Origin of the sequence: Mycobacterium sp. (assembly GCF_035697385.1) — a bacterium.
Taxonomy (GTDB): Bacteria; Actinomycetota; Actinomycetes; order Mycobacteriales; family Mycobacteriaceae; genus Mycobacterium.
Genome location: NZ_DASSCY010000006.1, coordinates 1 through 7,945, shown reverse-complemented (window position 1 = coordinate 7,945; position 7,945 = coordinate 1). Strand labels below are relative to the sequence as shown.

At 63.8% G+C, this 7,945-nt stretch carries 9 protein-coding genes; 1 reads left to right on the top strand and 8 read right to left on the bottom strand.

Annotated features, from left to right (window positions below; genetic code table 11):
* A partial coding sequence (locus VFH65_RS00555) for a hypothetical protein (RefSeq protein WP_353319170.1) occupies positions 1-288 on the bottom strand: 288 nt, incomplete at its 3' end.
* 9 nt (positions 289-297) lie between these two features.
* Positions 298-1,551, bottom strand: coding sequence for a UDP-N-acetylglucosamine 1-carboxyvinyltransferase (gene murA / locus VFH65_RS00550; RefSeq protein WP_353319168.1), 1,254 nt, complete (start codon positions 1,549-1,551; stop codon positions 298-300).
* A gap of 71 nt (positions 1,552-1,622) precedes the next feature.
* On the opposite strand from murA, the gene VFH65_RS00545 reads away from it, so the two are divergent.
* Positions 1,623-2,201, top strand: a complete 579-nt coding sequence (locus tag VFH65_RS00545) for a cob(I)yrinic acid a,c-diamide adenosyltransferase (protein ID WP_353319167.1) — start codon at positions 1,623-1,625, stop codon at positions 2,199-2,201.
* Here VFH65_RS00545 and VFH65_RS00540 read toward each other — a convergent pair.
* From VFH65_RS00540 to VFH65_RS00515, 6 genes are all read right to left on the bottom strand, one after another.
* The gene (locus tag VFH65_RS00540) at positions 2,198-2,644 is read right to left on the bottom strand and encodes a DUF2550 domain-containing protein (protein WP_353319166.1); all 447 of its coding nucleotides are present in this window, start codon (positions 2,642-2,644) and stop codon (positions 2,198-2,200) included. The two genes, VFH65_RS00545 and VFH65_RS00540, sit on opposite strands and share 4 nt — an antisense overlap.
* An 11-nt stretch (positions 2,645-2,655) precedes the next feature.
* Entirely contained in the window at positions 2,656-3,021 is a 366-nt protein-coding gene (locus tag VFH65_RS00535) for a F0F1 ATP synthase subunit epsilon (RefSeq protein ID WP_353319165.1), read from the bottom strand.
* 2 nt (positions 3,022-3,023) lie between these two features.
* The gene (gene atpD, locus VFH65_RS00530) at positions 3,024-4,571 is read right to left on the bottom strand and encodes a F0F1 ATP synthase subunit beta (protein WP_353319164.1); all 1,548 of its coding nucleotides are present in this window, start codon (positions 4,569-4,571) and stop codon (positions 3,024-3,026) included.
* A 24-nt stretch (positions 4,572-4,595) separates the two neighbouring features.
* On the bottom strand, positions 4,596-5,522 hold the full coding sequence (locus VFH65_RS00525; protein WP_353319163.1) for a F0F1 ATP synthase subunit gamma: 927 nt from the start codon (positions 5,520-5,522) through the stop codon (positions 4,596-4,598).
* 21 nt (positions 5,523-5,543) lie between these two features.
* Positions 5,544-7,190, bottom strand: coding sequence for a F0F1 ATP synthase subunit alpha (gene atpA / locus VFH65_RS00520; protein WP_353319162.1), 1,647 nt, complete (start codon positions 7,188-7,190; stop codon positions 5,544-5,546).
* A gap of 46 nt (positions 7,191-7,236) precedes the next feature.
* A partial coding sequence (locus tag VFH65_RS00515; RefSeq protein ID WP_353319161.1) for a F0F1 ATP synthase subunit B/delta occupies positions 7,237-7,945 on the bottom strand: 709 nt, incomplete at its 5' end.

The following is a 7,945-nucleotide window of genomic DNA, read 5'->3' as shown; positions in this document are numbered from 1 at the left end:
TCGAATCAGAACAATCTGACCAAGCAACCAGTCAAAACTGGCATATAAAAACAACCACACCCCTAAACGGGAAAAAGAAGCATGGCAAAAACAACAACAAACAAAAACCACCAAACACACTATTGAGTTCTCAAACAACACACCCTGTTTCCAGGCAACCCTGCCACTGTACTCCATGTGGACAGAGACGTCAAACCCCGTCCGCCAGTCCGATTGGCCTGGGGCCGTGGGCTTCTCGGTAAAGACTACGCCTTTATGCGCCGCAATCCAAAGCGGCCCTACCAGCACGACCAGACGTTAGGCCACACGCTCGATTTCGGCGCCCAGACTGACCAGGTTCTCGACGAACAGCGGATATCCGCGATCGATGTGGAACACGTCGTGAACCTCGGTATCGCCGTCGGCGACCAGCCCGGCCAGCACCAACCCCGCGCCGGCCCGGATGTCCGAGGACCACACCGGTGCGCTGGACAGCTGCGGTATCCCCCGCACCACCGCGTGATGTCCGTCCGTGCGCGCGTCGGCGCCCAGCCGGATCATCTCCTCGACGAAGCGGAAGCGGGCCTCGAAGACGTTCTCGGTGATCATCGATGTTCCATCGGCGATGCACGCCAGCCCGATCGCCATCGGCTGAAGGTCGGTCGGGAATCCGGGGAACGGCAGTGTCGCGACATTCACGGCCTTGGGCCGCTCGTACTGGACAACACGGAAGCCGTCGTCGGACTGCGTCACGGTGGCACCCGCGTCGTGCAGCTTGTGCAACACCAACTGCAGATGCGACGGATCGACTCCTGTCACCGAGATGTCTCCGCGCGTCATCGCCGCGGCAATGCCCCACGTGGCGGCGACGATGCGGTCCCCGATCACCCGGTGCTCGGTGGGATAAAGCCGATCCACCCCGGTGATCGTCATCGTCGACGAGCCGGCGCCCTCGATCTTGGCGCCCATCTGATTCAGCATCGTGCACAGGTCGACAACGTCAGGCTCCCGCGCGGCGTTGTGAATCGTCGTCACACCTTCAGCCACGACGGCGGCCATCAGGATGTTCTCCGTCGCCCCTACTGACGGGAACTCGAGCTGAATCTCCGCGCCACGCAAGTGATCTGCCTCGGCGACCACGCAGCCGTGCTCGATGTTGCATGTCGCACCCAACTGCCGCAGGCCGGCCTGGTGCATGTCGAGCGGCCGCGACCCGATTGCGTCTCCGCCCGGCAGCGCGACCTTCGCTCGCTTGCAGCGGCCGACGAGCGGGCCCAGAACACACACCGAGGCGCGAAACTGACGTACCGCGGCGAAATCCGCGTCGTACTTGAGTTCGTCGGGCGAGGTGATCCGCACGGTCCCGCTGTCCAACTCGACGTTCGCGCCCAGCCCCCGCAGGACCTCCGCCATCAGCGGCACATCCAGGATGTCGGGGCAGTTGGTAATCGTGCTCGTGCCCTCTGCCAGGAGCGATGCCGCCATCAGCTTTAAAACGCTGTTCTTGGCCCCCCCGACAGCAACTTCGCCTGATAACCGGTTTCCGCCGGTCACCACGAATCGCTCGCTCACGCGGGTCAGTGTAAACAGCGGCATGAGCCGTGTCAGTTTCCCGGGCGAGTCAGTCCCGCTACGGTTTGACCATGGCAGTTCATCTCACCCGCATTTACACCCGAACCGGGGACGACGGGACCACCGGTTTAAGTGATTTCAGCAGGGTGCCAAAGAATGACGCACGGCTAGCCGCGTACGCCGACTGTGACGAAACCAATGCCGCCATCGGTGTCGCGATCGCATTGGGAAACCCCAGCGAGCAGATTCGCAACGTGCTGCGCCAGATTCAGAACGACCTCTTCGACGCCGGCGCTGACCTGTCCACCCCGGTGGTCGACAACCCCCAACACCCCCCGCTGCGGATCACGCAGAGCTACATCGACCGTCTGGAGTCATGGTGCGACGAGTTCAACGAACCACTGCCGGCTCTGAATTCTTTTGTGCTGCCCGGCGGTACACCGCTGTCAGCCCTGCTGCATGTAGCCCGCACTGTGGCGCGCCGTGCCGAGCGCTCGGCGTGGCAAGCCGTGGAAGCCCACGGAGACACCGTCAGTGTGCTGCCGGCCAAGTACTTGAACCGGCTATCGGACCTGTTGTTCATCTTGTCTCGGGTAGCCAACCCCGACGGAGACGTGTTGTGGCAACCCGGCGGCGGTGCGACGGGTTAGTAGGTGCGACGCCGCGCACGCGGTGACGGCCGCGACTCCAGCCACGACAGAAAGGCCGTCAGCGCACCGCGATCCAGCGCCACTTCGTAGCCGCGGCGGCGTTCGGGACTGGTATCTCGCAGCTCGAGAACCACGATTTCGTCGGTCATGATGTCGAATTCGTCGCCGCGCGGCGCCCGCCGCCCCACGATCTCCAACCCTCGGCGACTCAGCCTCCGGTCGGGCCACCACCGCAGGCTCGACAACCGATAAAAGCCGGCTTCCCCGCCGCGGTAACGCATTACGCCATGCCGCCAGCCGTGGCCTCCGACCGCGGGCACGTCACGAAGAATCGCCGCAGTTCCGCCGACCTGACGCAGTTTCCACAGCCGATAACTCAGCGCGACAACAACCACCAGCAGCACACCCACCAGCGCGGCCATGACGATCATGGACGCGCTCATCGGCGGCCCCGCTAGTCGATCTGGCCCAGGGCGCGAAGCCTCGCTCGACCCTTGGCAGCAGTCTGCGGATCGTCGGACTCGGAGTCCTGCTTCGCGGCGTCGGCGTCGATCTCAGACTCGAGTTCCGCGGACTCAGCCAGGATGATCACGCCTTCGTCGGTGACGGACATGAACCCGCCGTCGACAGCGATGCGCAGGTCCTCTTCGCCTTCGCGCTCAACGCGCACCATGGCGTCGTCCACGAGCTGAGCCACCAACGGGATGTGCCGCGGCAGGATGCCGATCTCGCCCGACGTGGTGCGGGTGAACACGAATGTGGCCTTGCCAGACCAGATTTCGCGCTCAACCGCAACAATGTCGACGTCTATTTCGGGCATCGCTACTCGCCCTTATCGGCGTCGTCGTCCTTGTTGTCGGCCTTGTCCGCCTTGTCGGCCTCATCGGCCTTGTCCGTCTGCGCAGGTGCGCCGTCGCCGCCACCGTCGTCCATCTTGACGCCCATGCTCTCGGCCTTCTTCTGCAGATCCTCAAGCCCGCCGATGAGGAAGAACGCCTGCTCGGGCAGGTGATCGAAATCGCCCTTCGACAGCTTGTCGAACGCTTCGATGGTTTCCTTGAGCGGAACCGTCGAGCCCGGCTGGCCGGTGAACTGCTCGGCAGCCATCATGTTCTGCGACAGGAACCGCTCGATACGACGGGCACGCTGCACCAACTGCTTGTCCTCTTCGGCAAGCTCGTCGATGCCGAGAATCGCGATGATGTCCTGAAGGTCCTTGTAGCGCTGCAGGATTCGGATGACTTCCTGTGCGACGCGGTAGTGCTCGTCGCCGACGACGCTGGGGTCGAGGATGGTCGAGCTGGATGCCAGCGGGTCCACGGCTGGGAAGATGCCCTTGGAGAACACCGTACGGCTGAGCTCGGTGGTCGCGTCGAGGTGGGCGAACGTCGTGGCCGGCGCCGGGTCGGTGTAGTCGTCGGCGGGCACGTAAACGGCCTGCATCGACGTGATCGAGTGGCCGCGCGTCGAGGTAATGCGCTCCTGCAGCTCACCCATCTCGTCGGCCAGCGTCGGCTGGTACCCCACCGCAGAAGGCATGCGGCCCAGCAGCGTTGACACCTCAGAACCTGCCTGCGTGAAGCGGAAGATGTTGTCGATGAACAGCAGCACGTCCTGGCCCTGCTCGTCGCGGAAGAACTCCGCCATCGTCAACGCCGACAACGCCACACGCATACGCGTGCCGGGCGGCTCGTCCATCTGTCCGAACACCAGCGCGGTGTCCTTGAGCACGTCGGCATCGGCGAGCTCGACCCACAGGTCGTTGCCCTCGCGGGTGCGCTCACCCACGCCCGCGAATACCGATGTGCCACCGAAGTTTCGGGCGATACGGTTGATCATCTCCTGAATCAACACGGTCTTGCCGACACCCGCACCGCCGAACAGTGCGATCTTGCCGCCGCGGACGTACGGGGTGAGCAGGTCAACGACCTTCAGGCCGGTCTCCAGCATCTCGGTGCGGGGTTCGAGCTGGTCGAAGGGCGGCGGCTTGCGGTGGATCGACCAGCGGTCGAAGTCCTTGCCGTAGCCGGGCTCGTCGAGGCAGTGACCGAGCGCGTTGAACACGTGGCCCTTGACGCCGTCACCGACCGGCACCGAGATCGAGCTGCCGGTGTCGGTCACCTCGACACCACGAACCAGGCCGTCGGTGGGTTGCATCGAGATGGTGCGCACGAGGTTGTCACCGAGGTGCTGGGCGACCTCGAGCGTCAACGTCTTGGCGAGGTCCTTGTAGTCGATCTCCGCGTGCAGCGCGTTGAACAGTTCCGGCACGGAACCGCGGGGAAACTCGACGTCGACGACGGGGCCGGTGACGCGTACGACGCGGCCCGCGGTGTCGGTGCGGGTCTCTTTTTCGGCAGTAGCAGTCATATCTGTTCTTCGCTTCCTAAAGGGCTACTTCTTGGCGGCGTCCGCGAGCGCGTTCGCGCCACCGACGATTTCGCTGATTTCCTGGGTGATTTGAGATTGGCGTTCGCGGTTGGCCATCAGCGTCAGGTCCTTGATGAGGTCGTCGGCGTTGTCTGTCGCCGACTTCATGGCGCGTCGGCGCGATGCCGACTCTGAGGCCGCCGCCTCGAGCAACGCGGCAAAAATGCGGGTGGACACATACCGGGGCAGCAGCGCGGAGAAAAGCGCGTCGGCGTCCGGCTCGAAGGAGAACAGCGTGTGCGGCCCGGTGTCCTCGTCGCTGTACTCCACCTCCATCGGCGCGATCCGGCGGGCGACCGCCGACTGCGACAGCATCGATTTGAACTCGGTGAACACGATGTGCAGCTCATCCACGCCGAGGATGTCGTCGGCTCCGGGGTCGTCACCCTCGTCGTCGACACCCGCCATAAAAGCGTCGACCAATGTCGACGCGATCTCCTGCGCGTTCTCATAGTCGGGGCGCTCAGAGAACCCGGTCCACGACTCCGTCACATCCCAGTTGCGAAAGCTGTAGTAGTTCAGCGCTTTCCGACCCACCACGTAGAGGATGGGCTGCTTGCCCTCCGAACGGAGCAATGAAAAAAGCTCCTCGGACCGACGGAAGATGTTGGCGTTGTAGGCACCGCAGAGCCCGCGATCGGACGTCACCACCAGCACAGCGGCCCGCCGAGGGTTCTCATGTGGGACCAGCAGTGGGTGGTCCAGCGCACTCGCGCTGGCGAGTTCGGTGAGCATGTTGGTGATTTCGCGTGCGTATGGCCGAGCCGCCTCGACTCGGGCCTGCGCCTTGGCGATGCGCGACGTCGCGATCAGTTCCTGGGCCTTGGTGATCTTCTTGATCGACCCGGCGGAGCGGATGCGGCCGCGCAATTCGCGCAGTGTTGCTGCCATTGGCTTTCCAGACCCTCCGGCCTACTTCTTCTTCGGTGCGGGCTTGCGGACCTTCACCGATTCTTTTTCGACGTCTTCATCGGACATCGCGTCGACGTGCTCGTCTTTGACGACCGAGCTGCCATCGGTGGTCGCGAAGCCCTTCTTGAACTCGTTCACCGCGTTGACCAGCGTCTCCTCAAGTTCCTCAGAGAGCTTCTTGCTCTCGCGGATCTCTTTGAGGATCGCCTCGTGCGAGGCCTTGACGTGCTCGAGGAACTCGCGCTCGAACTTCTGAACGTCCTCAATGGGCACGGTGTCGAGGTGGCCCCTGGTGCCGAGGAAGATGGCCACCACTTGCTCCTCGACCGGCATCGGGCTGTTCTGCGGCTGCTTGAGCAGCTCGACCAACCGGGCGCCGCGATCCAACTGTGCCTTCGACGTTTCGTCGAGGTCTGAGGCGAAGGCCGCGAACGACTCGAGTTCGCGGTACTGCGACAGATCCAAGCGGAGACTTCCTGCCACCTCTTTCATTGCCTTGATCTGCGCGGCGCCACCAACGCGCGACACCGAAACGCCGACGTTGATGGCCGGTCGCACACCCTGGTTGAACAGGTCAGTCTCCAGGAAGCACTGACCGTCGGTGATCGAGATGACGTTGGTTGGAATGTAAGCCGAGATGTCGTTGGCCTTGGTTTCGATGATCGGCAGGCCGGTCAGCGAGCCGCCGCCAAGTTCGTCGGACAGCTTCGCGCAGCGTTCCAGCAGCCGAGAGTGCAGATAGAACACATCGCCCGGGTATGCCTCACGGCCGGGCGGACGGCGCAGCAGCAGCGAGATCGCACGGTAGGCCTCGGCCTGCTTGGTGAGGTCGTCGAACACGATCAGCACGTGCTTGCCGCCGTACATCCAGTGCTGCGCGATGGCCGAACCGGTATACGGCGCAAGCCATTTGAACCCGGCGGAGTCGGATGCCGGCGCTGCGACGATCGTGGTGTAGTCCATCGCACCACCCTCTTCCAGCGTGCGGCGCACGCTGGCAATGGTGGTGCCCTTCTGCCCGATGGCCACGTACACGCATCGGACCTGCTGGTTCTCGTCTCCGGTTTCCCAGTTCTGGCGCTGGTTGAGGATCGTGTCCACGCACACCGCGGTCTTACCGGTCTTGCGGTCACCGATGATCAGCTGGCGCTGGCCGCGACCGATGGGTGTCTGCGAGTCGATGGCCTTGATACCGGTCTGCAGCGGCTCACTCACACCTTGACGCTGGACCACCGACGGTGCCTGCAGCTCCAGGGCACGCCGCTCCTCTTGCTCGATGTCGCCACGGCCGTCAATCGGCTGCCCCAGTGGGTTGATCACTCGGCCGAGAAAGCCGTCGCCGACGGGCACCGACAGAACAGAGCGCGTGCGCTTGACCTGCTGGCCCTCTTCGATCTTCTCGAAGTCACCGAGGATCACCGCACCGATGCTGTGCTCGTCGAGGTTGAGTGCAACACCGAGTACGCCGCCAGGGAACTCCAGCAGCTCCTGGGTCATCACCGACGGGAGGCCCTCGACGTGCGCGATGCCGTCACCGGCATCGATGACAGTGCCGATCTCCTCGCGCTCGGTGTCGGCCTCGAAGGCGGCGACATACTCCTCGATGGCGCCCTGGATCTCGTCCGCCGAGATGGTCAACTCTGCCATGGCTTTTCGTCTTCCTACTTCGTGTGTGGGTCTCTAGTAATGGGGGTCAGTCGGGTAGGTGGGTCTCGGCTGCGGACAGCTTGGATGCCAGCGAGCCGTCGATCACCTCGTCGCCGACGGCGATCGTCAGACCGCCCAGTAGCTCGGGGTTGACGTCCAACTGAAGCGACACGGGATGGCCGTAGATGCGAGTGAGCAACTCGGTGAGGCGGCTCTCTTGTGCCTCGCTGAGCTCGCCGGCGGCACTTACGTGCGCGACGACCTCACCACGCCGCGACACCGCGAGATTTGCCAGTTCGCGCACGGCCTCGTCGGCGCGCTCACCGTGGAGCAGGTCGACCGTCTGGCGCAACAGATCTGCGGCATCCTTACTTGCCCTGCGCTGCAACACGTTGTTCAGCAAGCTAATTCGGCCGTCAAGCGGCGCCGTGTACTCGCCCAGAAGCGTGATCAGCCGCGGCTCGGAGTCGAGGATGCGGCTGAACCTGAACAGCTGGTCCTCCACATCCTCGATCTGGCCATCGCGTTCGGCTCGCACCAACAACGCGAGCCTGGCGATGTATTGGATTCCGCGGATCAAATCGGAGGTGGACGACCACCGCTGCGACACAGCGGTTCTCAGTACGTCAAGTGCGCTATCCGACACCTTGCCGGACAACACCCGCTCGGCGAGTACGACCTTGGCGGCGGAATCCGCGGACGGATCGGCCAGATGCCTGGCCAGAAGCGCGTGGGAGCGCAGCATCTTGACCACC